The sequence below is a fragment of the Paludisphaera mucosa genome, from assembly GCF_029589435.1.
Lineage (GTDB): Bacteria > Planctomycetota > Planctomycetia > Isosphaerales > Isosphaeraceae > Paludisphaera > Paludisphaera mucosa.
This window is the reverse complement of record NZ_JARRAG010000001.1, coordinates 1,496,998-1,520,413: the sequence shown is the minus strand read 5'-3', so window position 1 is coordinate 1,520,413 and position 23,416 is coordinate 1,496,998. Positions and strand designations below refer to the sequence as shown.

Annotated in this window: 20 protein-coding genes; 13 read left to right on the top strand and 7 right to left on the bottom strand. The window is 69.4% G+C overall.

The genetic code is table 11. The annotated features are described in order from the left end of the window. Nucleotides 1-66: 66 nt before the first annotated feature. From PZE19_RS06230 to PZE19_RS06220, 3 genes are all read right to left on the bottom strand, one after another. Entirely contained in the window at nt 67-3,153 is a 3,087-nt protein-coding gene (locus PZE19_RS06230) for an efflux RND transporter permease subunit (protein ID WP_277859709.1), read from the bottom strand. 58 nt (nt 3,154-3,211) lie between these two features. Then, nucleotides 3,212-4,771, bottom strand: coding sequence for an efflux RND transporter periplasmic adaptor subunit (locus PZE19_RS06225; RefSeq protein ID WP_277859708.1), 1,560 nt, complete (start codon nt 4,769-4,771; stop codon nt 3,212-3,214). Nucleotides 4,772-4,950: 179 nt separating this feature from the next. Further along, the gene (locus tag PZE19_RS06220) at nt 4,951-5,478 is read right to left on the bottom strand and encodes a hypothetical protein (protein ID WP_277859707.1); all 528 of its coding nucleotides are present in this window, start codon (nt 5,476-5,478) and stop codon (nt 4,951-4,953) included. A 133-nt stretch (nt 5,479-5,611) separates the two neighbouring features. Between PZE19_RS06220 and PZE19_RS06215 the strand changes: the two genes are divergently transcribed. The 4 genes from PZE19_RS06215 (at nt 5,612) to PZE19_RS06200 (ending at nt 9,625) form a co-directional block, all read left to right on the top strand. Next, on the top strand, nt 5,612-6,304 hold the full coding sequence (locus PZE19_RS06215) for an HAD-IB family phosphatase (RefSeq protein WP_277859706.1): 693 nt from the start codon (nt 5,612-5,614) through the stop codon (nt 6,302-6,304). Continuing rightward, a complete protein-coding gene (locus PZE19_RS06210; RefSeq protein ID WP_277859705.1) occupies nt 6,301-7,347 on the top strand; it encodes an iron-containing alcohol dehydrogenase family protein in 1,047 nt (348 codons plus the stop codon). The genes PZE19_RS06215 and PZE19_RS06210 overlap by 4 nt, the downstream gene beginning before the upstream one ends. A gap of 131 nt (nt 7,348-7,478) precedes the next feature. After that, nucleotides 7,479-8,600, top strand: coding sequence for a dienelactone hydrolase family protein (locus PZE19_RS06205; protein WP_277859704.1), 1,122 nt, complete (start codon nt 7,479-7,481; stop codon nt 8,598-8,600). Nucleotides 8,601-8,782: 182 nt separating this feature from the next. Continuing rightward, the gene (locus tag PZE19_RS06200) at nt 8,783-9,625 is read left to right on the top strand and encodes a sensor histidine kinase (protein ID WP_277859703.1); all 843 of its coding nucleotides are present in this window, start codon (nt 8,783-8,785) and stop codon (nt 9,623-9,625) included. Nucleotides 9,626-9,634: 9 nt separating this feature from the next. Here PZE19_RS06200 and PZE19_RS06195 read toward each other — a convergent pair whose 3' ends face one another. Together PZE19_RS06195 and thiS are read right to left on the bottom strand one after the other, a co-directional pair. Continuing rightward, the gene (locus tag PZE19_RS06195; RefSeq protein ID WP_277859702.1) at nt 9,635-11,626 is read right to left on the bottom strand and encodes an ATP-dependent DNA helicase; all 1,992 of its coding nucleotides are present in this window, start codon (nt 11,624-11,626) and stop codon (nt 9,635-9,637) included. 56 nt (nt 11,627-11,682) lie between these two features. Beyond that, nucleotides 11,683-12,714 (bottom strand): sulfur carrier protein ThiS, encoded by a 1,032-nt coding sequence (gene thiS / locus PZE19_RS06190; RefSeq protein WP_277859701.1) that lies wholly within the window; start codon nt 12,712-12,714, stop codon nt 11,683-11,685. Nucleotides 12,715-13,376: 662 nt separating this feature from the next. Here thiS and PZE19_RS06185 point away from each other — a divergent pair. From PZE19_RS06185 to PZE19_RS06145, 9 genes are all read left to right on the top strand, one after another. After that, complete coding sequence (locus PZE19_RS06185) at nt 13,377-14,438, top strand: DUF1559 domain-containing protein (protein ID WP_277859700.1); 1,062 nt, start codon at nt 13,377-13,379, stop codon at nt 14,436-14,438. Nucleotides 14,439-14,491: 53 nt separating this feature from the next. Continuing rightward, the gene (locus PZE19_RS06180; protein ID WP_277859699.1) at nt 14,492-14,719 is read left to right on the top strand and encodes a hypothetical protein; all 228 of its coding nucleotides are present in this window, start codon (nt 14,492-14,494) and stop codon (nt 14,717-14,719) included. Nucleotides 14,720-14,872: 153 nt separating this feature from the next. Next, a complete protein-coding gene (locus PZE19_RS06175) occupies nt 14,873-15,352 on the top strand; it encodes a DUF2780 domain-containing protein (RefSeq protein WP_277859698.1) in 480 nt (159 codons plus the stop codon). Between the two features lie 413 nt (nt 15,353-15,765). Further along, nucleotides 15,766-16,143, top strand: coding sequence for a response regulator (locus PZE19_RS06170; protein ID WP_277859697.1), 378 nt, complete (start codon nt 15,766-15,768; stop codon nt 16,141-16,143). A 60-nt stretch (nt 16,144-16,203) separates the two neighbouring features. Beyond that, the gene (locus tag PZE19_RS06165) at nt 16,204-17,598 is read left to right on the top strand and encodes a bifunctional folylpolyglutamate synthase/dihydrofolate synthase (protein WP_277859696.1); all 1,395 of its coding nucleotides are present in this window, start codon (nt 16,204-16,206) and stop codon (nt 17,596-17,598) included. A 47-nt stretch (nt 17,599-17,645) separates the two neighbouring features. Beyond that, the gene (locus tag PZE19_RS06160; RefSeq protein ID WP_277859695.1) at nt 17,646-18,083 is read left to right on the top strand and encodes a DUF423 domain-containing protein; all 438 of its coding nucleotides are present in this window, start codon (nt 17,646-17,648) and stop codon (nt 18,081-18,083) included. 23 nt (nt 18,084-18,106) lie between these two features. Continuing rightward, entirely contained in the window at nt 18,107-18,706 is a 600-nt protein-coding gene (locus tag PZE19_RS06155; RefSeq protein WP_277859694.1) for a glycine cleavage system transcriptional repressor, read from the top strand. Beyond that, a complete protein-coding gene (locus PZE19_RS06150) occupies nt 18,693-20,069 on the top strand; it encodes a PFL family protein (RefSeq protein WP_277859693.1) in 1,377 nt (458 codons plus the stop codon). Before PZE19_RS06155 ends, PZE19_RS06150 begins: the two co-directional genes overlap by 14 nt. A gap of 147 nt (nt 20,070-20,216) precedes the next feature. After that, complete coding sequence (locus tag PZE19_RS06145; RefSeq protein ID WP_277859692.1) at nt 20,217-20,996, top strand: hypothetical protein; 780 nt, start codon at nt 20,217-20,219, stop codon at nt 20,994-20,996. Between the two features lie 18 nt (nt 20,997-21,014). Here PZE19_RS06145 and PZE19_RS06140 read toward each other — a convergent pair whose 3' ends face one another. Beyond that, nucleotides 21,015-21,761, bottom strand: a complete 747-nt coding sequence (locus tag PZE19_RS06140) for an amino acid ABC transporter ATP-binding protein (protein WP_277859691.1) — start codon at nt 21,759-21,761, stop codon at nt 21,015-21,017. Beyond that, nucleotides 21,758-23,353 (bottom strand): ABC transporter substrate-binding protein/permease, encoded by a 1,596-nt coding sequence (locus tag PZE19_RS06135; protein WP_277859690.1) that lies wholly within the window; start codon nt 23,351-23,353, stop codon nt 21,758-21,760. Before PZE19_RS06135 ends, PZE19_RS06140 begins: the two co-directional genes overlap by 4 nt. Nucleotides 23,354-23,416 lie beyond the last annotated feature (63 nt).

The window sequence follows — 23,416 nt, the reverse complement described above, 5'->3', positions numbered from 1 at the left end:
TGAAAGCGTAGTGAGGGTCTTAGGCGATCGCCGGGCCGCGGGGCGTCGTCGGCTCCGGCCCCGCCTTCACTCGCCGGCGTGCGTGTACTCCGTGGGGGCGAACCAGGGGTAGATGGAGGGGAGCACCAGCGAAGTCAGCAGTGTCGACGTGAAGAGGCCGCCGATCACGACGGTGGCCAGGGGCCTCTGAATCTCGGCGCCGGGCGTGGTCGCGAGCGCCATCGGGATGAACCCCAGGCCGGCGACGAGGGCCGTCATCAGGATCGGCCGCAGCCGCACGATCGAGGCCTCTCGGGCCGCCTCGTGCGCCTCCAGCCCGTCGGCCCTCAGGTGTTCCACCGCGCTCACCCAGACGAGTCCGTTGAGGACGGCCACGCCGAAGAGGGCGATGAAGCCGACCGCCGCCGAGATCGAGAACGGCAGCCCGCGCATCGCCAGTGCGAAGATCCCCCCCGTGGCGGCCGTGGGCACCGCCGTGAAGATCAGGAGCGACAGCCGGACCGAGTGGAACGAGCTGTAGAGCAGCAGGAACAGCAGGACCAGGGCGACCGACGCGACGATCAGGAGGCGCTTCTCGGCCGACTCCAGGTGCTCGAACTGCCCGCCCCAGCGGACGAGGTAGCCGGGGGGGAACGTCACCTGCGTGGCGACCGCGCGCTGGGCCTCGTGCACGAAGCCGGCGAGGTCGCGGCCGCGGACGTTGACGCCGACGTAGGCCCGGCGCTCGATGTTGTCGCGCTCCACCTCGCTCGGCCCCTCTTCCATGGCGATGTCGGCCAGGTCCTTCAGCGGGATCGGCCGGCCCATCGCGTCGACGATCCGGATCGAGCCGATCCGCTCGGCGTCGTCGCGCCAGGCGAGCGGCAGGCGGATCTGCAAGGGGCGGCGGATCTGGCCCTCGAATACGGTCCCGACCGTCGTGCCGCCGAGGGCCGAGACGACGTCGAGCACGTCCGAACCCTTGATCCCGTAGCGCGCGAGCTGGTCGCGGCGGACGGCGATCTTGAGCAGGGGCAGGCGGCCCGCCGAGGGCACCTTGACGTCGTGCGCGCCGGGGATCTTCGCCAGCACGCGCTCGACCTCGGCCGCCTTGCGGCGGAGGACGTCGAGGTCGGGGCCGTAGATGAGCGCGGCGACGTCGCTCTTGACGCCCGCGACCAGCTCGTTGACGCGCATCTCGATCGGCTGGCTGAAGCCGAACTTCACGCCCGGGACGTTCTCGCCCAGCAGGGCGTCCATCTCCTCGATCAGCTCGTCCCGAGTCAGGCCCGCGCGCCACTCCTCGCGCGGCTTGAGCATCGTCCAGACGTCGGTCTGATGCACGCCCATCACGTCGTTGGCGATCTCGGGCCGGCCGGTCTTGCAGTAGACGGTCCTCACTTCGGGGAACGTCCTCAAGAGGTTCTCGATCTGCGTCGAGATCGTCACCGACCGTTCGAGGGGGGCCGACGGGATCTGGACGGCCTCGATCAGCAGGTCGCCCTCGTTGAGCTTGGGCATGAATTCGGCGCCCAGGTTGCTGGCGACCGGCAGGCTCGCGATCACGAGCGCCAGCGCCGTCCCGAGCGCGAACCAGGGGTGCGCGAGGAAGCGATCCAGGACGGGGGCGTAGGCTCGCTTGAGCCAACGGACCAGCCAGATCTCCTTCTCCTGCGGCTTCGAGCCGAGCCCGAGGGCGGCCATCACGGGCATGAACGTCAGCGAGAGGACCAGCGAGCCCGCCAGCGCGAAGACGACCGTCAGCGCCATGGGGCGGAACAGCTTGCCCTCCTGGCCCTGCAGGGCCAGGATCGGCAGGTAGACGGTGGTGATGATCAGCTCGCCGTACATCGTCGGCTTGCGCACCTCGACGGCGGCGTCGCGGACGATGTCCTCCTTGGGACGCGTCCCCCCTTCGTGGGCGAGCCGCCGCACGCAGTTCTCGACCATGATGACGCTGGAATCGACGATCAGGCCGAAGTCGATCGCGCCCAGGCTCATCAGGCTGGCCGACACGCCCGTCAGGTACATCACGTCGGCGGCGAAGAGCATCGAGAGCGGGATCGCCATCGCCACGATCAGCCCCCCTCGCAGGTTCCCCAGCATCGCCAGGAGCACGACGATGACCAGGACGCCTCCCGCGGCCAGGTTGTGCAAGACGGTGTCGAGCGTGTCGCGGATCAGGTGGGTGCGATCGTAGAGGGGCTCGATCGTCACGCCCTTGGGGAGGGCTTTCTGGATCTCGGCGACCTCGGCCTTCACGTCCTGGACGACCCTGCGGCCGTTCTGGCCGATGAGCATCATCACGAGGCCGACCACGATCTCGCCCTGGCCGTCGCGGGTCGCCAGGCCGGAGCGGATCATGGGCGCCGGATGCACCGAGGCGACGCTGCCGACCGTCACCGGCACGCCGTCGCGCTCGTCGACGACGATCGCCGCGATGTCCTCGGCCGATCGAGCCTGGCTCACGCCGCGGATGTATCGCGCCTCGCCTTCGTGGACGAGGTAGCCGCCGCCCGCGTTGGCGTTGTTGTCGCGAAGGGCTGCGAACAGGTCGGTGATCGAGAGCCGGTACTCGCCCAGCTTGTCGGGGTCGACCTCCACCTGGTACGTCTTCAGCTCGCCGCCGTGGGCGTTGATCTCGGTGACGCCCGGCACCTTGCGGAGCTGGTAGGAGACGAACCAGTCGAGGATGGACCGCAGCTCCATGGCCGAGATCGACGAGCCGGCCTCGGCCTTGACCTGGAACTGGAAGACCTCGCCGAGCGCCGTGGCGATCGGCCCCAGGCTGGGCGTGCCGTAGTTCGTCGGGATCGACTGGGCGGCCCGGGGGATGCGCTCGCTGACGAGCTGTCGCGCCCGGAGGATGTCCGTCCCTTCGTGGAACACGATCGTCACGACCGAGATGCCGAACTTGGAGACCGAGCGGATCTGCTCGACGTCGGGCAGGCCGCTCATGGCCGATTCGACGGGGAAGGAGAGCAGCGACTCGACCTCCAGCGGCGAGAGCGCGGGGGCCTCGGTGATGACCTGCACCTGGACGTTGGTCAGGTCGGGGATGGCGTCGATCGGCAGGTTGAGCGCGGCGTAGACGCCCATCGCGGCGACGAGCGCGGTCCCGACCAGGACGAAGAATTTGTTCTTGAGCGACCACTCGATGACGGCGTTGAGCATGACCTTGCAGGAGCCTCCAGGCGGGGGTGAGGGCGGATGCGACGACGACGGCGGTCCGTCAGTCCTCGTCGCCCTCGTTCTGGAGGATCAGCTCGCTCTTGAGGACGAAGGCCCCTTTGGCGACCACGGCGTCGCCCTCCTTCAGGCCGGACTTGACGACGATGCGGTCGCCGAGCTGACGTCCGATCTCGATGTGATGCAAGGCGAACGACGGCGCTTCGGATGCCGATCCCGTCGGCCGGAAGACGGCCGGACGGCCTTCGATCTCGACGAGCGCGCCGGCCGGGATCGTCAGGGCCGCCTCGTTGACCGGGCCGTCGAAGAGGATGCGCGCGAACATGCCGGGCCGGAGCAGGCCTTCGAGATTCTCCGTCCGCGCCAGCAGGGGGACCGTCCGCGTCGTGGGGTCGAGGATCGCGCCGACGGAGAGGAGCCTGGCCTCGAACACGCGGTCGGGGTAGGCGGTGGCGGTGAGCCGGACGGGCCCGCCCTCGATGGTGGGGATCTTGGCGAGGTCCGACTCGGGGATGTTGGCCGTGACCCAGACGTCGCCGAGGTCGGCCACCGTGAAGAGCAGGTCGATGGTGTCGGCGCGCTGGCTGGGCACCGCCGACTTGGTGATGATCGTGCCGTCGAAGGGGGCGTTGATGCGATAGGCGGTGACGTCCTCGTCCTTGGCCGCCTTCTGGGCGTCCTCGGCGTGGTCCAGGAGCGCCTGGATGTCCTCGTCGACGCCGAGGATTCGCAGCCGCTGGCCGGCGTCGACGACCGCCGACTCGGCGAGCTGTCGGGCCTGCTCGGCCAGCCGCCGCTGCTGCGCGGCGTCGAACTTGGCCTGCTCGATCGTCGAGAAGAGCTTGGCCTGCAGGCCCTGCCGGGTGTGCTTCGCCACGACCGCGGGATGCTCGCCGATGACCTGCTCGCTGCGGAGCTTGAGCGTCTTCTCCTCCTCGTGGCTGGCGATGTCGAACTCGGAATAGGTCTGGAGCAGGAGGCCGCGGAAACTCCCCAGGGGCTTGTCGGCGTACTCCCTCTCCAGGACTTCGGGATCGACCCCTTTGCTGATCTCGGGGATGAGCTGCGCGACGGTGCCGGCGATCTGATCCTTCCAGCCGGCCTCGATGCGCGCGGTGAGCAGCTCGCGCTGGCGGGCGCGCAGGTTCAGCCGGGCGGTGCCGATGTCGGGGCTGTCGAGGGTCGCCAGGAGCTGGCCCTTCTTGACTTTCTGCCCCAGGAGCGCGTGGACCTCGCGGACGATCCCCGGGGCGCGGGAGCGGACCTCGACGCGGCGGTCGGCGTTGACCTCGATCTTGCCGGCGACGCCCAGCTCCGTGGGCAAGTGATCGGCGCGAACCTTGTCCGTCGTCACGCCGGCCGCCTTCAACTTCACGTCCGACAAGCTCACCGTCCCGGGCGATGGCGAGGCCTCCGGTGGACTCGCGGCTGCGCCGGCCGCGACCGCGTTCGGTGCGGCGCCGATCCTGGTGAGATGTCCGGGCAAGTCGATGGTGAGATGGAGCACCAGGACGATCAGCAACACCACGGCGACGCACCAGGGGACCAGGTACGGCCGGGGACGCCTACCGGTCGCGAGACGTTGCGAGAGCGCAAGGGACATTGAAAGGGACTCCGCAGGGATCGCCGAGGTGACCTCAACCACATCCAGTCGTCGACGGGCGCACGGATCGGGACCGATCCCGCGCGCCGGATGGGCCGGCCGCTCGCGAGAGCCTCGTCGCGCCGTCGATCGCGTTCAGCGAACGATGCGCGCACGCGCCGTCGCGGGGCCGAGAGGGGTCAGCAATTCCAGCGGACGAGCCGCGAGAGGGCCGTCACGCACGGTCTTCCGTCCGCGGGCCCGCCGCGTCGAGATGACGAGGCCGATGGATGAGGCGGGTCGTGGCCGATCCAGGCGAGGTCGGCCGATAAGGAGGCGATCCCCGAATCGAGGTCGCAGCGGCCGACGTCTCGACCGCGATCCTCGCCGACGATCATGGGCGCGGCGGCTCGATCGGGGGAAGCGGTCTCGCCGTCGTGGGCGTGGAGCGCCGGCAGGGCGCGGCCATCGGCGTCGAGCGCGGAAGGGTCGAGATACTTCGGCAAGAGCCAGTGCCAGTGCAAGACCGCGACGGCCTCGCCGTCGCCGGCCTGGGGATGCCACCGCAGGAGGTGGTCGTGCTGGGCGCAGACCTCGCCCATGCCGTGGCGGTGTCGGACGATGTGGAAATCGGCCTGGGGGAGCGGAACCTGGAGCAGGCCCGGGATCAGTAGGATGATCCCCAGCACTCGGGCTACCAGGATTCTCGGCCGATGTCCCCGCGTCACGACCAGGCCCCTCCCAATTCGGGAAAACTCCCGAGACTTTCAACTTAGAAGGTATTATGGAAGGCCCAGGAATTCCGGTCAAGTCGACGAGCCGAAGCTCGGCGGCGAGTGGTCCCAGCGCCGAGTTCGCAACATGCCCGATGCCCCGACGCCCGCTCCGCCCGACCGGTCGCTGCTGGTCAGCGACTTCGACGGCACCCTGACGCGCGAGGATTTCTATCAGCTCGCCATCAAGGAGCTGCTGCCGGCCGGCCTGCCGGATTACTGGGGAGACTATCGCGCGGGTCGATTGACCCATTTCGAGGCGCTCCGGGCGTACTTCGCCCACATCCGCGAGGACGAGGAGACCGTGCTCGACGTCGTCCATCGGATGGGCCTGGAGCCCCGGCTCGCCGAATGCCTCGGGGAGCTGGATCGGGCCGGCTGGGACGTCGTCGTGACGTCGGCGGGCTGCGCGTGGTACATCCAGATTCTGCTCGGCGAGGCGGGCGTCGACATCCCCGTCTACTCCAACCCGGGCCGCTTCGTGGCCGGTCGAGGCCTGCTGATGGAGCTGCCCCCACCCGGGCCGTTCTTCTCGCGCGAGCTGGGCGTCGACAAGGCGGGCGTCGTCCGCCAGGGCCTCTCCGAAGGCCGTCGAGTCGCGTTCGCCGGCGACGGCTTCCCGGATCAGGAGGCGGCCCGGCTCGTCCCCGAGGACCTCCGCTTCGCCCGCGGCGACCTGGCGAGGGTGTTGAAGGAGGAGGGGCTCGGGTTCGTGCGGTACGAGCGCTGGTCGGACGTGGCACGAGCCCTATGCCGGCCGGCGGGGAGCCCGCGACCGTGAGGACGCAGATCGCCATCCCGTCGCTGGTGCGCGTCAAGTCGGGGGCCCTGGATCGGCTGGGACTCTACCTCAAACGGAACGACCACCTCCGCACGATCGTGCTCGTGAGCCAGGGAATGGTCCCGGCGTACGTGGAGCGCGTGCGGGCGAGCCTCGTCGAGAACGGCGTGGCTTGCGACGACTGGATCGAGGTCGACGACGCCTCGTTCGAGCGGGCGGCCGAGTTGTTCCAGGCCGTCCGCAAGGAGACCAAGGCCGTCATCGGCCTGGGCGGCGGCAAGGCGCTCGACGTGGCCAAGTACGTCGCCTTCCTGGCTCGGCTCCCCTACTACGCCACGCCGACCTCGCTTTCGAACGATGGCTTCTGCAGCCCGCAGTCGAGCCTGACGGTCCAGGGTCGCCGGAAGTCCCTGGCGGCCGCCCTCCCCTTCGGGGTGATCGTCGACCTGGACGTCTGCAAGGACGCGCCCAGGCCGCTCTGGCTGTCGGGCGTCGGCGACCTGGCGTCGAAGATCACCGCGATCCACGACTGGAAGCTGGCCTTCCACGCCGTCGGCGAGCCGGTGGACGACTTCGCCGCCCTGCTCTCCGACGCCACCGTCTACCAGTACCTCGGCCAGCCCTCGTTCGACATCCAGGGCGCGCGGCTGCTGAGCACGTCGCTGATGTTCAACGGGATCGCGATGGAGATCTGCGGGTCGTCGCGGCCGGCCAGCGGCAGCGAACACCTCATCTCGCACGCCCTCGATTCCCTCTCCAAACGACCCCGCCTTCATGGCCTCCAGGTGGGCGTGGCCACGTACCTGATGAGTTTGGTCCAGGTCAACGAAAGCTCGAAGATCGACGAGCTGTTCGAGCGAACCGGCTTCTGGACCCTGATCCGCTCCGACCCTTTCTCGCGCGACGAGTGGATCCAGGCCATCCGCATGGCACCCTCCATCAAGGACGAGTTTTACACCGTTTTGTCTCAAGAGCGGGCCGTCGAGAGGGCGATCACACTCCTTGACGAGGACGGGCCGCTCCGGGGTTGCTTCCTCTCCTGATCCCGGCCGAGCGATTGGACCGCCCACTGAGATTGACAGCCGGCGCAAGTTAGGCAGACTGTCCCGTCATTCGACCAGGGATGGATCGGCCAGCCGGACGGGACGTCCGGCGGAGAAAGCCAGGGACGGCCATGAATCAAGCGTTGCGAAGCGTTTTCGCGGGCGCGTTCGCGCTCGCCCTGATGTCTCACGCCCCGGCCCTCGCCGGGGACGAACTTTCGGGCATGACGCGAGGGGCTTCCGAGGCCCCGGCCTCGCACGCGCGGGTCGCACGTTTCGAGATCGGCACCGGCCCTCGATCCTACTGGATGTACGAGCCGGCCGAGCCGAAGCCTGCGCGCGCGCCTGTGGTCGTCTTCCTGCACGGCTGGTTCTCGGTGAACCCGGCGATCTACGGGGCCTGGATCGATCACCTGGTCCGCAACGGCTCGATCGTCATCTTCCCGCGCTATCAGAACGACGTGGGAACCCTGCCCCGCGACTTCCTGCCCAACGCGTTGTACGCCATCCAGGACGCGCTCGCCGTCCTGGAATCCGGCAAGGGCCACGTCCGCCCCGACCTCGATCGCTTCGCGTTGATCGGCCATTCCGCCGGCGGCAACCTCGCCGCGCAGTTGACGGCGCTCTCGGCGAATCCGAGAAACCTCCTGCCGCCGATCAAGGCGACCATGGTCTTCTTCCCGGGCGAGGTGCTGCCCACCCGGGAGCCCTCGTTCAGTCGGATCCCGGCGTCGACGCTTTTGATCGTCGCCGTCGGCGAGGAAGACGTCCTCGTCGGCGATTTCCGCGGCCGCCAGATCTTCTCGCAGGCCACGGCCGTGCCGCGTTCGCGGAAACGGTTCCTCCTCTTCCGCTCGGACCGACACGGGTTCCCGCCGCTGATCGCCGAGCACACCGCGCCTTCGGGGGCGAACCCCAAGATGGACAACGGCGAGGGCATCCTGCGGTCCTTCCAGATGAGCAAAGGGGAGGTCAACGCGCTCGACCGCGCAGGCTTCTGGCGGGTCGCCGACGCCACCCTCGCCGCCGCGTTCGCCGGCGAGACGCTCGACGAGGCCGCGGCCGACGCCGAGGCGTTCACCCACCTCGGCTACTGGAGCGACGGCCGCAAGGTCAACCCGCCCGTCATGAGCGCCGACCTCGACGCCGTCCCCCGCGTCCTCCTGACCAACGGCATCCGCCTCATCCCCTGGGACTGGAACGTCAAGACCGTGGCGCACGACTCGGACGCCGAAACCGCTCGGCTTAAATAATCCATGCCGCCCGGTTTGTCGCGTCCGCGCCACGGCGCCGAGCCGTCGCGACGTGCCCAGCTTTCCCTGTCCTTTCGCGGTCCTCGACGATCGCTCCGGACGCGTCGACAAAGTGATTTCGACGCGAAAACGAGCCGATACGAAAGGTGATCGTCAACCCAGGACAGGAGGTCGCCGGGCCCATGCCGCGCAAGACGAAGAACCCATCGGAAACCGGCGTCGAGACGGCGACCCCCGAGGCCGACGCCCCGATCTCGACGCTCGACCAGATCGAGGCGCTCCGCCGCCAGGTGACCGCGCTCCAGCGGATCAGCAGCCTGGGGATCCTCGCCGGCGGCGTGTTCCACGAGCTGAACAACGCCCTGACCCCGATCCTCAACTACGCCAAGCTCGGGCTCCGCAACCCCGACCCCGAGTATCGCGAACGGGCGCTCAAGCGGATCCTGGAGGCCGCCCAGCGGGCGACGACGATCACGGGGAGCATGCTCGGGCTGTCTCGGCCGGGTCGCGACCCGAACCATCGCGAGCCCGTCGACCTGGGCCGGCTGTTGGACGACGTCGTGATGCTGATCGGCAAGGACCTCAACCGCCACAACGTGCGCCTGGACTTGCGGGCGGCGGACCGGCCCTTCGCCAAGGTCAACGCGACTCAGATCCAGCAGGTCCTGATCAACCTGCTCATCAACGCCCGCCAGGCGATGCCCGACGGCGGCGTGGTGCGGCTCAAGCTCGAACTCGACCCTTCGGGCCGGATGGCCGAGCTGAGCGTCACCGACCAGGGGGTCGGCATCGCGCCCGAGCATCTGAGGCGGATTTTCGAGCCGTTCTTCTCGACCAAGAGCGGTCCCGACGCCGCCGGCCTGGGCGGGACCGGGCTCGGGCTTTCGGTCTGCCGCGACATCGTCGAGGCGCATCACGGCCGCATCCGCGCCGAGAGCCGGCAGGGCCGCGGCTCGACGTTCACCCTCCTGCTCCCCGCGTGCGCCCCCGGCGCCGAGGCCGCGACGCACGTCGGGGCCGCTTGATCGCCTCCCTCATCCCGCCCGGCCGCCCGGCCTTTTGACGAAGTCGTTCTGGTCGACGATCCTCGGGCACGGGGGGAGCGAGTTCAGGAACGTCTTGCCGTAGGGCTTCGTCAGGACGCGGGGGTCGAGGATCGCGACGATCCCCCGGTCGGACTTGCTGCGGATGAGCCGGCCGAAGCCCTGCTTGAGCTTGATGACCGCCTCGGGAATCTGATACTCGACGAACGGGTTGCCCCCGCGTCGTCGGATGTCTTCCAGCCGCGCCTCCAGCAAGGGGTGGCTTGGCACCGAGAACGGCAGTCGGACGATGATGACGTTCGACAGGCTCTCTCCCGGCACGTCGACGCCCTGCCAGAAGCTGTCCGCGCCGAAGATGACGCTGTTGAGGTCGCTCTTGAACGCCTCGACCATCTTCGACCGCGGCATGCCGTCGCCCTGGGCGAACAGGGCGATGTCGCGCTCGGCGAGCCAGGGCGTGAGCGCCCGCGCGGCGGCCTCGAGCATCTTGTACGAGGTGAACAGGACGAACGCCTTTCCCTGCGTCTGCTCCAGGTAATGGGCGATCGCCCCGATGACGTCGCGCTCGAAGTCCTGGGGCTGCACCGAGGGATCCGGCAGGTTCCGGGCCAGGTGGATCTTGACCTGATTCCGATAGTCGAACGGGCTGCCGAGGGCCAGCGTCTCGGCGCGAGTGAGGCCCAGTCGCGACTTGAGGAAGTCGAATCGCGGCGGCGAGCCCACGCAGAGCGTCGCCGAGGTCAAAATGCACGTCGACGTCTTCTCGAAGAGCATCTTCCGGAGGGTCGGCCCGACGTCCAGGGGGGCCGACGCCAGCCGCACCCGGCGTCGGGGGCCGGCCTCGGATTCGACCCAGTAGACCTGATCTTCGATGCCCTGGCGGACCCACCCCTGGACCTGGTCGGCCAGGGCCTCGCAGCGCTCGCCGGCCGCGGACAGCTCGACGTGATGCTCGGCCGACTCGATCCCCTCGGCCCCGCGGTCGATGGCCGTCGAGAGCTTGCGCAGCTCTTCCGGGAGCGCGTCCGAGACCTCGATCGGCCGACGGACGCGGGCCGTCGCGGTCCCCTGCCGCGCATGCCACTGCGAGACGGCCTCGAAGAAGTCCTCGGCCGCCGTCCGCGCCCGCCGGACCTGGGCGACGGCGTCCGTCATGCCGTAGAACGCCAGCGTCCCCTTCTTGGTCCGCTCGTTGTAGAGCCGCGCCAGCGTGTAGTCGACGCCGACGTTCGAAAGCTGGATGCCGAGGTGCTCGCCGGCGACCGCTTCCAGCGTGTGCGCCTCGTCGAAGATCGCCACGTCGTAGTCGGGCAGCAGGCCGTAGCCGGCCGAGCGCATCGCCAGGTCGCTGACGAACAGGGCGTGGTTGACGATCAGGATGTTGGCCGTCCAGACGCGACGGCGGGCCTGGAAGTAGAAGCACTCCTTGTGGCGCGGGCATTCGCGGCCCAGGCAGTTGCCGTTCTCGCTCTGGACGGCGTCCCAGACCGAGGGGAGCGGCTTGAAGTCGAGATCGGACCGGGTGCCGTCCTGGGTCCTCGCAGCCCAGAGCCGCATCTCGGCGAGCTGGTCGAACTCCTCCGGCTTGTGGAAGGTCGACCCGGCGCGAGAGGCCGCGACGTCCATCCGCCGCAGGCTGACGTAGTTCCCCCGGCCCTTGACCAGGACGGCCGAGAATTCCTGAGGCATCACCGAGCGCAGGAACGGCACGTCCTTGCTCAGGAGTTGTTCCTGGAGCGCGATCGTGTGGGTCGAGACGACCACCTTCTTCTTCATCTCGACGGCCGCCAGGATCGACGGCACGAGGTAGGCGAAGCTCTTGCCGACGCCCGTCCCGGCCTCGACCATCAGGTGGCCGCCGCCTTCGATCGCGCGCGCCACCGCGTCGGCCATCTGGAGCTGTTCGTCTCGGACTTCGTAATGCGGGAGCCGCCGGGCCACGGCGCCGTCGGGTCCGAGGATCGAGGCGGGGTCCAGTGCCATGCGGCGCGTCGTCCGTGCTAGGGGAGCGGCCCAGGAGGGCGAGGCTCGAAACGAACTCAGTTCCGCCCGATCAATCCCTGGGTCGGGCTCGACGCGGTCGCATACAACTTCTTGGGGATCCGGCCGGCGCCCGCCGCCAGCCGACCGGCCTCGACGGCCAGCCTCATGGCGCGGGCCATCCGCAGCGGGTCGGCCGCGCCGGCGATCCCGGTATTGAGCAGGACGCCGTCGCAGCCGAGCTCCATGGCGAAGGCGACGTCGCTGGCCGTCCCGACGCCGGCGTCGATGATCACCGGGTAGCTGGGGTCGTCGCCCTTGAGGTCTTCCAGGATGATCCGGATGTTGTTGGGGTTGAGCACGCCCTGGCCGCTGCCGATCGGGCTCCCGGCGGGCATGACCGACGCGGCCCCCGCCTCCTTCAGGCGACGGGCCATGATCGGGTCGTCGCTGGTGTAGCAGAGGACCTGGAAGCCCTCCGCGACGAGGACCTTGGTGGCTTCGAGCGTCGCCACGGGATCCGGGAGCAGGGTCCGCGGATCGGCGAGCACTTCCAGCTTCACCCAGTCGGCCCCGGGATTGCCGAGCCCCTGAAGCAACTCGCGGCCGAGGCGGGCGGTGCGGAGGGAGTCCTCGGCGTTGAAGCAGCCGGCGGTGTTGGGCAGGATCGTGAACCGCTTCGGATCCAGGAAATCGAGCAGGCTGCGGCCCTCGCGGTCGACGAGCCGCTCGCGGCGGACGGCGACCGTCACGACGTCGGCGCCGCTGGCCTCGAGGCACTCGCGCATGAGTTCCAGCGTGGCGTATTTGCCGGTCCCCACGAACAGGCGGCTGCGGACCGTGTGGGAGCCGATCGTCAGCGGGGACGAACCGGGTTCGTCGGCCTCGGCCGAGCCGCCGCCGACGAGCGTGACGATCTCCACCGCGTCGCCGGCCGAGATCGGCGTGCCGGCGTGTCGCGAACGCGTCACGAGGTCGCGGTTCAGCTCGACCGCGACGTGTTCGGGCTTGAGTTCCAGGAGTCCGAGGAGTCGGGCGACCGTCAAGGCGTCCGGCACGTCGCGCTTCTGGCCGTTGAGCGAGATCTCCACGATCGATCCACCGCCTTGCGACCCGCCGCCCGTCGACGAAACCCTGAGAATCTCCGCTCTCAAGCCCCCCGCGCCGGCGGCCCGCCCCTGATTGTCGAAGGAAGACCGGCCCCCCGCCCATGTCGACTTCGGTCTCGGGGGGCGACCGATCCATCGTATCCCCGGGGGCGCGGGAGGGTCAAGCGCATCCGCCGGGGAGGGCGCGGCCCCGCAGCCGCGTCATAATGCCGGCACGGCGGCCGAATCCAGACGTGAAAATCTCGGTCGGATCGAAGATTGCTCGATATTTTCATCAAGAATTCGTCGAAGTGACATCCTTTACTTTGGCTTGAAATCACGGGTGAATGGTAAAATTAAACTTCGCATTTGGCGTCCAGAGCAGCTTGCGGCCTTGATCTCATGAAATTTCGCGTGCGTGCGGCCCTTTTCGATCAGTCATGGTGACCTCTTACCCGAGGGATTCGGGCTCGCCCGCTCCCGGCCCGTAAGGTTCCGGGAGTCGCGGCGTTGTTAGTTGTCGTCCGGTCGTGCCGGCTCGAACCTTCGATCACGATCTCGGGTCGATGAGGCGTCGCCGCCCGGTGGCGGAAGCGGCCGAGGTTGGCGCGACGCCGCGTGCGATCGCAGACAGTGCGGGTGGACTCTCCATGGGAACTCCGATCATGCAACGCCATCGAATGCCTCGGCCGGGATTCACCCTGATCGAACTGCTCGTGGTGATCGCGATCATCGCGGTCCTGATCGCCCTGTTGCTCCCGGCCGTCCAGGCGGCCCGCGAGGCCGCCCGACGTTCGCAGTGCGCCAACAACCTGAAGCAGCTCGCACTCGGGGCGATCAACTACGAATCCGCCGCCGGCAGCCTGCCGTTCGGCCGCCGGTCGATATCGAGGACCCCCTACTCGCCGGCGATCCCGGAGCCCTGCGACTTCCAGGCGCAGCTGGCCCACACGACCTTCTGCTACATCCTGCCGTTCCTGGAAGGGGCGAACGGCTACAACGCCTTCAACCTGACCCGGGTCTACAACAACCGGGTGAACATCACGGCCGGCTCGATCGTCGTCGCGAGCTATCTCTGCCCGTCCGACTCGACGTACACGCGGCCGGGCGAAACCTTGTTCCCCTATCCCCAGGCCTCGTACGCCACCAGCAACGGGCTGGAGGATCAGTACCTGACGAGCTGGGCCAACACCTCGACGCTGCCCGACCCGACCGGCCAGTTCCCGCAGATCTGCAACCAGGTCCCGGGCGACGGCGCCTTCGGCACGAACTGGACCTTCCCGATCTCGGCCTTCGCCGACGGGACGAGCAACACGTTCCTCTTCGGCGAGTCCTCGCGGTTCCGCGACGAGCCGGGGGGGTCGTCGTTCTACACCAATTTCGTGGGCGGCTGGTGGGACGGCCCAGGCCAGGTCGCCGGTTCGCTCTACGACTTGCGCATCACCGGCGGGGCGACGGCGGTGCCGCGGCTGAACGGCAAGCACGACCGGGGGATCGACGGCCTGATCGACTGCCTGGGGACGGCCTTCTACCCCAACGACTGGATCAACGTCCCGGCCTGCGTCGACTACGGCAACATGGGCTTCCGAAGCATGCACCCCGGCGGGGCCCAGTTCGCTATGGTCGACGGGTCCGTCCGCTATATCCGCGACCAGATCGACAAGGCCGCGTATCGCGCCCTGGCCACGCGGGCGGGGGGCGAAGTGGTGGGCGCCGACTCTTACTGATTGCGGCCGCCCCGTCCGCCCGACCGCCCGATTCACGGAAAGGAATTCGATCGATGAGACCGCGTTCGCTCGCCATGTTCGCCGCGACGCTCCTCGGCGCATCGCTGTCTTCAGGCTGCCTCGAAAGCACGCCCTCCGAGCCGACCTCCGGCGCGACGAGGATCCTGGCGACCTCCGGACCCGCCAAGTCCAAGCTCGGGAGACGCACGAAGACGACCAGGAACCCGCGCCAGCCGTTCAAGGCGTCGGCGTCGGCGTCGGCGACCGTCATCGACGATTGAGGCCCCTTCGGCCTGAGGCGAAGGCCGGAACGGGACTTCCGGGCCCATCCCCTTGATTCCCGCGCGGCCGGTCGGGGATCATCGCAGAGCGATCCGACGCTCGCGCGACGTCCGCGCCGGCCGGCCGACTCGCGACGTCGAGGGGGTGTCACGATGAGCGAGATCTTGCAGAGCCTGGCCAGGGCGGCCGGGGTCGACTCGGGCTCCGTCGAGAAGATCTTGGGGGGCGTGCTCGCCCTCCTCAAGGACAAGGTCGACCCCGAGGCCTATGCGGCCGTCGAGTCGAAGATCCCCGACGCCCAGCGGCTCGCGAGCGAGGCCTCCGGCCCCTCGGCCTCCGGCGGCATCCTGGGCCAGTTCGCCGAGATGGCGGGCAAGGTCCTGGGCTCGGGTTCGGGCGGCGGGGAATCGGCCGACCTGCTGGGCCGGTTCCTCAAGCTCGGGATCCCGGTCAGCACGCTGACGGCGGTCCTGCCGCAGATCCTCAAGTTCCTCTCGACCCATCTCCCGGCCGACATCCTCAGCCAGGTCGCCAAGGCCTTGCCGGCGATCCCCGGGGTGGATGTGAGCGCGTTGCTCGGCGTGCCCGACGTGAAGCCCCCGACCGATACGGACGCCGATCTCGAGGCCTGAGCCGGCCGTCCGCTTCAGGGCCGCGTCGCCAATCGCGTAAAGCATCCCATATTAGAGGGTGGGAGGTCTCGCCGCGCGCGGAAGCCCACCTAAGGATTTCGGAAGACGTTAAAAACCTGTCGAGACTCCCGGTCAGGCTCCGAAAACAAAAAAAATTCGACGACCGAAGCCAATTTTTCGAGCCCTCTTTTCGACTTAAGTCTTGATTCTACAATAATTTCCAGACCATTGGCTTCCATGGCGCCGGGAGCGAAAGAAGCCGATTTCCGGAGGCCGTCTCGTCCTGAGCCGAGGGGTGTGCGGCAGCGTCTGAGCCATGGCGGAGGGAGGCGGCGAGAGGTTATGCTGAGGTCGTCGGCCGGGAGGACGGGCGACCGGCCGATCCCCGATCCTGGAGAGCCATAGGTGACGCCGTGGGCGCGAGCATCGTGCTGGCCGAGGACGAGCCCGACCTGCGGGCCATCTACGCCGAATGCCTCCGCCGGTGCGGATACGTCGTGTGGGAGGCGGCCGACGGCGCCGAGGCGGCGACCCTGGTCCGCTCGCATCGGCCCGACCTGCTCCTGCTGGACCACTGGATGCCGGTCCTCAACGGCCTGGAAGTCCTCGAACAACTCCGCGACGCCCGCGAGGCGATCGGCCTGAAGGTCGTGATGCTGACCCATCAGCGCGACGCCGAGACCCGGCTGGAGGGCTTCGCCCTGGGGGTCGCCGCCTACTGGACGAAGGACCTCTCGCTGGCCGACCTGGGCTCGAAGATCCAGACCCTCCTGGATCATCCTGCGAATTGAACCGACCTCGACCCGGCCCCCGACGCCGGCCGAGGCGAACTCGACCCCATCGGACCCGCCATGCCCGACGCTTACCAGGACTGTCTCGACTACCTGTATAGTCGGCTGAACTACGAGCGCGAGGGGATGCCCAAGGGGCTCGCCGACCTCCGCCTGGGCCGCATGCGTCGGCTCATGGCCAGGCTGGGCGACCCCCAGCAAGGGCTGCGGATCGTGCACGTCGCGGGGACCAAGGGCAAGGGCTCGACGGCCGTGATGATGGCCGCCGCGCTCACGGCGTCGGGCGTCTCCACGGGCCTTTACACGTCGCCCCACCTGAATCGGCTCGAAGAACGCTACCTGATCGACGGCCGTCCGGTCCCGCCCGACGCGCTGGTCGCCCTCGTCGACGAGGTCCGCGGCGTGGTCGACGAGATGGAGGCCGACGAGCGTTGCTCGCGGCGATTCGGCGCCACCTTCTTCGAGATCACGACCGCGGCCGCGCTCCTGCACTTCGCCCGTCGCCAGGTCGGCGCGGTCGTGCTGGAGGTCGGGATGGGGGGGCGGCTGGACTCGACCAACGTGGTGCGGCCCCTGGTCTCGATCGTCACCAGCATCGCCCTCGATCACACGCGGCAGCTCGGCGACACCCTCGGGGCGATCGCCGGCGAGAAGGCCGGCGTCTTCAAGCGGGGGACTCCGGCCGTGAGCGGGGTCCAGGAGCGTGAGCCGCGCGAGGCCATCCGCCGGGTCGCCCGCCAGCGGCGATGTCTGCTCCGGGAGATCGACGTCGACTTCCGGTACGAGGATTTCCAGCCCGTCCCTCCCCTCGAACGACCGACGCCTGGCCGGGCCGTCGTGAGGACGTGGCGGACCGACTGGGGGATGCTCGACGTGCCGCTGCTCGGCCCCCATCAGGCGCACAACATGACCGTGGCCCTCGCGGGGCTCGACTGCCTGGCGGAAGCCGATGCGTCGCTCGCGGTCGAACGTTCGGCGGTGGTGCGAGGTTTCGCGGGCCTGGAATGGCCGGCGCGCGTGGAGGTCATGGGGGCGAGGCCCTGGCTCGTGGTCGACGGCGCCCACAACGTCGCCTCGGCGATCGCGCTGGCCGACGCCCTCCGCATCAACTTCCCGAAGGTCCCGCGCACCCTGGTCTTCGGGACGACCCGCGAGAAGGACGTCGAGGGCCAGCTCCGGGCCCTGCTGCCGCTGTTCGAGACCCGGATCGCCACGAGGTACGTCCACAACCCCCGGGCCGTCATGCCCGAGGAGGTCGCCGAGACGGCCGAGGCGATCGACGGCCGGCCGATGATTATCGCGCCGGATCCCGAGGAGGCCCTGGCGACCGCCCGGAAGCTGACCGGGGCCGAAGGGCTGATCTGCGTGACCGGCTCGCTGTTCCTGGCCGCCGAGGTCCGCGCGATCGTCCTGGGCCGCCGGCCGACGTCGGCCGTCGGCCCCGCCTCGGCCTGAACGGCGCATCCATGATCCAGCAACGACCGACCGGAAAGGGAATCGCGATGAACGAGGGATTCTGGCTGAGGATCGGCGCCGTCTGGGGCTTCCTGGCCGTGGCGATGGGGGCCTTCGGGGCGCACGGGCTCAAGGACCGGCTCGATACGCTGGGGCAGTCCGCCAACTTCCACACGGCGGCCCAGTACCACATGTACCTCGCCCTGGCGCTCGTCGCGGTGGGCCTGATCCAGCTTCTGGGCCGCTCGTCGGCGTCGCTCCAGGTCGCGGGCTGGACGTTCCTGCTCGGCTCCGCGGTCTTCTCGGGTACACTTTACGTCCTGAGCCTGACGGGGCTGAGGTGGTTGGGGGCGATCACGCCCATCGGCGGCGTCCTGATCCTGGTCGGCTGGGCGGCCCTGGCCGTCGCGGCCGGATCGGGAGGTTCCCGGTCCGCCAGGACCCCCGGCGAGCCCGTCGCGGCCGCCTCCCTCGAAGAATTTTGATGAAAGGCGATCGAAATCCGGCCATGAGCAGTTACATGATTTCCGTCACCGCCGCCGACCGCGTCGGCATCGTCTACTCGGTGACGGGGGCCTTGCTCGACCTGGGCGGCAACGTCCTGGAGCTGAGCCAGACGGTCATGCGGGGTTACTTCACGATCATCCTCGAGGCCGACTTCCCCACCCCGCGGACGCGCGACCAGATCGTCGAGGCGATCCACGAGCGGGGCCGGCGGTTCGACCTCCAGGTGCAGGTCACCGAGATCAAGGAACCTCTGACGGAGCCCCTCGTCCCCGCGGGCGAGCGGTTCATCCTGACCGTCCTGGGAGACGACAGCCCGGGGATCGTCCACAACATCGCCGGGTCGCTCGCGGCCCACGGGGCGAACATCGTCGACCTCCACGCCCGCGTCGAGGGATCGCGATTCTCCCTGGTGATGGAGGCCCTCATCCCCCACGACCTGACCCCGGCCGCGATCCGCTCGGAGCTGGAGCGCTACGGCCGGGCTCACAAGCTGGAGGCGTTCGTCCAGCACGAGAACATCTTCGCCGCCACGACCGAGCCCAGCCCCGTCCGCCTCGGCGCGGCGCTTCGCAGCCAAGGAGACAGCCTTGCATCGCACTGAAGACGTCCTGGCCACGCTCAGCATGATCCGCCAGCACAAGCTGGACGTCCGGACGGTCACGATGGGCATCGACCTGGCCCCCTGCGCCTCGCCCGACGTGACGGTCCTCTGCGACCGCATCCGGACGCGACTGATCCACTACGCCGGCCGCCTGCGGGCCGTCTGCCGCGACGTGGAGAGCCGCTACGGCATCCCGATCGTCAACCGCCGGATCGCCGTCAGCCCCATCGGCCGCGTCGCCGCCGGCCAGAAGTCCGAGGGGCTGATCGCCGTCGCACGGACGCTCGACGAGGTCGCCGCCGAGGTCGAGGTCGACCTGGTGGGGGGCTTCACCGCCCTGGTCCAGAAGGGCTGGACCGACAGCGAGCGGCGGCTCATCGCCGCGCTCCCGGAGGTGCTCTCGACGACCAAGCGGGTCTGCTCCTCGGTCAACGTCGGGACGACCGCGGCCGGGATCAACATGGACGCCGTGGCGGCCCTGGGCCACGTCCTGCTCGACACCGCCGAGCGGACCCGCGACCACGACGGCTTCGGCTGCGCCAAGCTCGTGATCTTCGGCAACGCCCCCAACGACAACCCGTTCATGGCCGGAGCCTTCCACGGCGCGGGCGAGACCGACTGCGTCATCAACATCGGCGTGAGCGGGCCGGGGGTCGTCAAGGCGGCCGTCGAGGACCTCGTCGCGCATTCTCCCACCAAGCCGACCCTGGGCGACATCGCGGAGGAGATCAAGAGCACCGCCTTCCGCGTCACCCGCGTCGGCGAGCTGATCGGTCGCGAGGTGGCCGCCCGGCTGGGCGTCGCCTTCGGCATCGTCGACCTCTCGCTCGCGCCGACTCCCCAGGTCGGCGACAGCGTCGGCGAGATCCTCCAGGCGATGGGGGTCTCGCGTCTCGGCGGGCCGGGCTCGACCGCCGCGCTCGCGCTGCTCAACGACGCGGTCAAGAAGGGCGGGAGCTTCGCCAGCTCCAGCGTCGGCGGGCTCTCGGGCGCGTTCGTCGCCGTCAGCGAGGATTCGGCCCTCGCCCGCGCTGTCGAGGTCGGCGACCTGACGCTCGCCAAGCTCGAGGCCATGACGGCCGTCTGCTCGGTGGGCCTCGACATGATCGCCGTCCCCGGCGACACCGACGCCGAGACGCTCTCGGCCCTGATCGCCGACGAGGTGGCCATCGGCGTCATCAACCACAAGACGACGGCCGTCCGGGTCATCCCCGTCCCGGGTAAAAAGGCCGGCGAACGCGCCGTGTTCGGCGGACTCTTCGGCGAGATGGACATCCTGGCCATCCACGCCCCGGGGGGCTCGACCGAGTTCGTGCGCCACGGCGGACGCATCCCCGCCCCGCTGTCCAGCCTCCGGAACTGATTCCGGCGAGGGGCGGCGGGGCCGAGTTTCCCGCCGCTTCCCTCTTGGCAGGCCGGACCTCCGGAGCTAGACTCCCGGACGATGAAAATCGGGCCGGTGAGGCGGTCCGGCAGGGACGGCATGCACGCACCAAGGAAGGATCCTAACATGATTACGCCGACGGGCATCGCTCGTGGTCTGGGAGTCCTCGGGGTCATCGGCTTCATGGCCCTCGCGACGACGTCGTCGTCGATCGCCACCCCCGGCCTCCGCCAGGAGCCCGGCGCGACTCCCGCGCCCGCCCACGACGAGCCGGCGAAGATTCCGGCTCCGACGTCCCCCTCGCCGGCCGACGCCGCGCCCGTGCCCCTCGAGCCCGAGCCGATCAAGGAGCTTCCCCCGGCTCCCGACGAGCCGGCCCTCGAGCCGGTGGTCCCGCAGGCCTCGTCGGAGGTCGCCCCTTCGACGCCGAAGCCGACGGCGGCGCCGGCCCTGATCGTCGCGCCGGCGGAGGAGCCGGCCAACCCGCTCCCCCCGGCTCGCCAGCTGGAGCCCAAGCCGATCGTCGCGCCCGCGGCGCCGAGCGAGCCGGCCGCCGCGGCTCCGGCCCCGATCGACGATCCCGACGCCCGGGCGCGGTCCTTCGTGGAGCGGAACCGCAAGGAGGCCGAGGGCCAGCTCAAGGCCCTCCGCGAGGAGTCGGCCCAGCTTCGCTCCCGGCTGGCCCGCGTCGAGGCCGGCATCCGCCGCTGGGAGGCCCTGTCCGAGGCGCTCGACCGCAGCCAGGAGAAGGCCGTCGTCCGGCCCCAGGACGGCCTCGAGCCGGCGGCCCGGCCCCGAGTTCGCGGCGACATCCAGTACATGATCCCGGGCCGGACGTCCGGCGTGGTCATCCAGTCGCAGCCGGTTACCCGCGCGGATTTCGTCCCCGCCCCCCTGCCCCGCTGACCGACACCCGCTCGACGATCAGGCGGCCTGGGCCTCCGCGAGGAGGCTCCGGGTCGCTTCATGCGCCGGGGCTTCGAACACCTGAAGCGGCGGACCGGACTCGACCACCCGGCCGTCGCCGAAGACGTGGACGACGGTCGCGACCTTGCGGGCGAAGGCCATCGCGTGCGTCACGACGATCATCGTCTGACCTTCGCGGGCCAGGTCGGTCATCACGGCGAGCACCTCGCCGGTCATCCTCGGGTCGAGCGCGCTCGTGGGCTCGTCGAAGAGCATGATCTCGGGCTCCATCGCCAGCGCCCGGGCGATGGCCACCCGCTGCTGCTGGCCCCCGGACAGCTCGCGAGGCCGGGCGTCCAGTCGATCCGCCATCCCGACGCGGTCCAGCAGCCGTCGCGCCCGCTCGACCGCCTCGTCCCGTCGCAGGCCCAAGACGTGGATCGGCGCCTCGATCACATTTTGAAGGACCGTCTGGTGGGGGAACAGGTTGAAGCCCTGGAAGACCATCCCCATGCGGCGGCAAACCCCTCGGACCGCCGTCGCGTGCTGGGCCGGCGACTGGACCGCATTGAGCACCAGGTCGCCGATCGCGACCCGACCGCCCTGAAAACGCTCAAGCCCGTTGAGGCAGCGCAGGAAGGTGCTCTTGCCGCTGCCGGAAGGCCCGATGAGGCACGCGACCTCGCCCTTCGCGATCATCAGGTCGACCCCGCGCAGGACGGCGACTTCGCCGAACCGCTTGACCAGCCCGTCGACTGCGATCATGCCAACGCCCCTTTCACGCCTTCGGCGCCCAGACGTCGCTCCGACCATCGCGAGAACCACGACAGAGGCAGGCTCATCGCCAGGTAGATCGCGGCCGTCGCCGCGGCGAATTCGAGGACCGCGCGCGTGCTGTTGGCCAGGATCGAATACTCCTTGGTCAGCTCGACGAGCGTGATGACCGAGCAGACCGACGTGTCCTTGAACAGCGCGATGAAGTCGTTGGAGACCGGCGGAATGACGATCCGGACCGCCTGCGGGATCACCACCCGCCGCAGCGCCATCCACTTCGACATCCCCAGCGCCAGTGCGGCCTCCATCTGTCCTCGCGGCACCGCCTGGAGCCCGGCGCGGTAGATCTCGGCCTCGTAAGCCGAGTAATTCAGGGCCAGGCCGGCGATCCCCGCCACCCAGGGGGGGAGCTTGAACAGGAAGAAGAGGACGTAGAGCTGCAGCATCAGCGGCGTGCCGCGGATCAGCTCCACATAGCCCGCCAGCACGCCGCGGAGCCAGCCGGGGCCGTACATCCGGCCGAGCGCCACCATGAGGCCGACGGCCATCGCCAGCGGCATCGAGCCGAACGACAGACCGATCGTCACCCGGGCCGCATCGAAAAGCCTTCCTCGGAACCGGGCCACGGCGGCCCAGCCCCGAGCGTCGCGCGGGCCCGCCGCGGCGGCGATCGGACCCTGGAAGCTCGTCAGCTCGCCTTGCAGGTCGTTCCAGATCCGGTACTTCTCGTAGACGCGTCGGAGCCCGCCCGACGCGGCCAGCCGGCCGATGCCCGCGTCGAGGGCGTCGCGGAGGGCGACGTCGGTCTTCCGCGCATAGATGACGTAGTAGCCGCGGGCGACGGGAGGGCCGACGGTCGCGAGGCCGGGGAAGCCGTCGATGTAGAACGAGGCCGCGGGCCCGTCCTGCAGGGTGAAATCGTACTGGCCGTTCTGGACCGCGAGCATGGCGTCGGTCGCGCCGTCGAATCGGACGACCTCGATCGATGCGCCGGCGTGCTCTTGCGCGTAGTCGTCGGCCGCCGACGCGGTCAGGACGCCGACGCGCCATCGCCGGCCGTCGGGCCTGGGTCGCTCCAGCTCGGCCCAGGAGCGGATCGAGCCCCCCTTCGGTCCCATAAGCTGAAGCTGATAGATGTAATAAGGCCGGGTCGCCAGGTACTCCTCGGCGCGGGCGTCGGTCCATTCGTAACCGTTCACGACGACGTCGAAGCGGCCGGCGTCGAGGACCGAGAGCAGCTTGTCCCACTGCCCCTGAGAGAATTCCGCCGTCGCGCCCAGGTCGCGGGCGAGGAGCTGCATGAGCTCGACTTCGAAGCCCGTGACCGACCGCGGCGCGGCCGGATCGGGATAGGCGTAGGGCCCGCCACCCTCCATGTCGCTGCCATAGCGGAGCACTTTGCGGGCGCGTACCTCGTCCAGCGCATCGCCCCGAGCGGGCGTCGCGAGGAGCGGCGGGAGCAGGATCGCCAGGACGGCCGCCAGGAAGGGTCTGGGGGTGGCGAGAGGCGGCCTGGCGAGGCGGCGGGACGACGGGCGGACCATGACGGCATCGGATTCCGATGCGTCGGGCTCTTCCTCCATCAAGGAGATCCTCTCCGACCCGAGGGCCGCAAAGTACGCGGGGCGTGCAACCTTGTTAAGACG

Bases quoted from the DNA above. Each gene is read 5' to 3' on its own strand.
- PZE19_RS06135 (WP_277859690.1), bottom strand. From the start codon at position 23,353: ATGGAGGAAGAGCCCGACGCATCGGAATCCGATGCCGTCATGGTCCGC.
- PZE19_RS06200 (WP_277859703.1), top strand. From the start codon at position 8,783: ATGCCGCGCAAGACGAAGAACCCATCGGAAACCGGCGTCGAGACGGCG.
- PZE19_RS06195 (WP_277859702.1), bottom strand. From the start codon at position 11,626: ATGGCACTGGACCCCGCCTCGATCCTCGGACCCGACGGCGCCGTGGCC.
- PZE19_RS06175 (WP_277859698.1), top strand. From the start codon at position 14,873: ATGAGCGAGATCTTGCAGAGCCTGGCCAGGGCGGCCGGGGTCGACTCG.
- PZE19_RS06225 (WP_277859708.1), bottom strand. From the start codon at position 4,771: ATGTCCCTTGCGCTCTCGCAACGTCTCGCGACCGGTAGGCGTCCCCGG.
- PZE19_RS06185 (WP_277859700.1), top strand. From the start codon at position 13,377: ATGCAACGCCATCGAATGCCTCGGCCGGGATTCACCCTGATCGAACTG.
- PZE19_RS06230 (WP_277859709.1), bottom strand. From the start codon at position 3,153: ATGCTCAACGCCGTCATCGAGTGGTCGCTCAAGAACAAATTCTTCGTC.
- PZE19_RS06215 (WP_277859706.1), top strand. From the start codon at position 5,612: ATGCCCGATGCCCCGACGCCCGCTCCGCCCGACCGGTCGCTGCTGGTC.
- PZE19_RS06155 (WP_277859694.1), top strand. From the start codon at position 18,107: ATGAGCAGTTACATGATTTCCGTCACCGCCGCCGACCGCGTCGGCATC.
- PZE19_RS06205 (WP_277859704.1), top strand. From the start codon at position 7,479: ATGAATCAAGCGTTGCGAAGCGTTTTCGCGGGCGCGTTCGCGCTCGCC.
- PZE19_RS06180 (WP_277859699.1), top strand. From the start codon at position 14,492: ATGAGACCGCGTTCGCTCGCCATGTTCGCCGCGACGCTCCTCGGCGCA.
- PZE19_RS06160 (WP_277859695.1), top strand. From the start codon at position 17,646: ATGAACGAGGGATTCTGGCTGAGGATCGGCGCCGTCTGGGGCTTCCTG.
- PZE19_RS06140 (WP_277859691.1), bottom strand. From the start codon at position 21,761: ATGATCGCAGTCGACGGGCTGGTCAAGCGGTTCGGCGAAGTCGCCGTC.
- PZE19_RS06145 (WP_277859692.1), top strand. From the start codon at position 20,217: ATGATTACGCCGACGGGCATCGCTCGTGGTCTGGGAGTCCTCGGGGTC.
- PZE19_RS06165 (WP_277859696.1), top strand. From the start codon at position 16,204: ATGCCCGACGCTTACCAGGACTGTCTCGACTACCTGTATAGTCGGCTG.